Below are 2,325 nucleotides of genomic sequence, written 5' to 3' on the forward strand. Positions count from 1 at the left end.
CCGTGGTGGTCACTGGCGTTGTGTTTGGCGACACCAGTTCCAGGTTACCGCCCACTGCGTCCTTGATGGATTCAGTCACGATGGTCGGACCGGTGTAAACGTCGTTGCCGACGCTGACCGGCAGGCTACCGGAGCTCTGGCCTTCGGCGATGGTGATGACCTTGCCGCTGTCGAGGGTCACGGTCACTGGACCGTTCTGCGCGGTGACCGGTTTGCCCTGGGCATCGGTCAGGGTCGCGGTGTAGGTAATGGTACCGTTCTCGTCCACGCTCGGGGTCGCGGTCAAGGTCACCGTGGTGGTGTCGTTGACATCGTTGACCGTGGTTTCCACCGGGGTCTTGATTGGGTTGATCGCTTCCAGGTTGCCGCCGTCGGCCGATTTAATCGACTCGGTCACGGTGGTCGGACCGGTGTAAACGTCGTTGCCCACGCTGACCGGCAGGCTACCGGAGCTCTGGCCTTCGGCGATGGTGATGACCTTGCCGCTGTCCAGGGTCACGGTGACTGGACCGTTCTGCGCGGTAACCGGGGCACCGTTCTTGTCGGTCAGCGTGGCGGTGTAGGTGATGGTGTCGTTTTCATCCACACTCGGGGTGGCGGTCAGGGTCACGGTGGTGGTGTCGTTGACGTCGTTGACCGTGGTGGTCACTGGCGTTGTGTTTGGCGACACCAATTCCAGGTTGCCACCCACCGCGTCCTTGATGGATTCAGTCACGATGGTCGGACCGGTGTAAACGTCGTTGCCGACGCTGACCGGCAGGCTGCCAGAACTTTGGCCTTCGGCGATGGTGATCACTTTGCCGCTGTCCAACGTCACGGTGACTGGACCGTTCTGCGCGGTAACCGGGGCACCGTTCTTGTCGGTCAGCGTGGCGGTGTAGGTGATGGTGTCGTTTTCATCCACACTCGGGGTGGCGGTCAGGGTCACGGTGGTGGTGTCGTTGACGTCGTTGACCGTGGTTTCCACCGGGGTCTTGATCGGGTTGATCGCTTCGAGGTTGCCACCCACTGCGTCCTTGATGGATTCAGTGACGGTGGTCGGACCGGTGTAGACGTCGTTGCCGACGCTGACCGGCAGGCTGCCGGAGCTCTGGCCTTCGGCGATGGTGATCACCTTGCCGCTGTCCAACGTCACGGTCACCGGACCGTTCTGCGCGGTGACCGGTTTGCCCTGGGCATCGGTCAGGGTCGCGGTGTAGGTGATGGTGCCGTTTTCGTCGACGCTCGGGGTGGCGGACAGGGTCACGGTGGTGGTGTCGTTGACGTCGTTGACCGTGGTGGTCACTGGCGTTTTCACCGGATCGATGGACTCGAGGTTGCCGCCCACTGCGTCTTTGATGGATTCAGTGACGGTGGTTGGGCCGGTGTAGACGTCGTTGCCGACGCTGACCGGTAGGCTGCCAGAACTCTGACCTTCGGCGATGGTGATGACCTTGCCGCTGTCGAGGGTCACGGTGACCGGACCGTTCTGCGCAGTGACCGGTTTGCCCTGGGCATCGGCCAGGGTCGCGGTGTAGGTGATGGTGCCGTTCTCGTCCACGCTCGGGGTGGCGGTCAGGGTTACGGTGGTGGTGTCGTTGACGTCGTTGACCGTGGTGGTCACTGGCGTTTTCACCGGATCGATGGACTCGAGGTTGCCGCCGTCGGCCGATTTAATCGACTCGGTCACGGTGGTTGGACCGGTGTAGACGTCGTTGCCCACGGTCACTGGCAGGCTACCGGAGCTCTGGCCTTCGGCGATGGTGATGACCTTGCCGCTGTCGAGGGTCACGGTGACCGGACCGTTTTGCGCGGTGACCGGTTTGCCCTGGGCATCGGTCAGGGTCGCGGTGTAGGTGATGGTGCCGTTTTCGTCGACGCTCGGCGTCGCGGTCAGGGTCACGATTGTGGTGTCGTTGACGTCATTGACCGTGGTTTCCACCGGGGTCTTGATTGGGGTGATCGCTTCGAGGTTGCCGCCCACTGCGTCCTTGATGGATTCAGTGACGGTGGTCGGGCCGGTGTAGACGTCGTTGCCGACGGTCACTGGCAGGCTACCGGAGCTCTGGCCTTCGGCAATGGTGATGACCTTGCCGCTGTCCAACGTCACGGTCACTGGACCGTTCTGCGCGGTGACTGGTTTGCCCTGGGCATCGGTCAGGGTCGCGGTGTAGGTGATGGTGCCGTTTTCGTCGACGCTCGGGGTGGCGGACAGGGTCACGGTGGTGGTGTCGTTGACGTCGTTGACCGTGGTGGTCACTGGCGTTTTCACCGGATCGATGGACTCGAGGTTGCCGCCGGCGGCCGATTTAATCGACTCGGTCACGGTGGTCGGACCTTGGTAGA

Annotated in this window: 1 protein-coding gene; it reads right to left on the minus strand. The window is 62.7% G+C overall.

Annotated elements, in window-relative coordinates; genetic code table 11:
- On the minus strand, window positions 1-2,325 hold a 2,325-nt coding region (locus tag Q8X48_RS29755; RefSeq protein WP_407802807.1), incomplete at both ends, for an immunoglobulin-like domain-containing protein.

Source organism: Pseudomonas sp. QLc11A (genome assembly GCF_052112305.1).
GTDB lineage: Bacteria > Pseudomonadota > Gammaproteobacteria > Pseudomonadales > Pseudomonadaceae > Aquipseudomonas > Aquipseudomonas laurylsulfatiphila.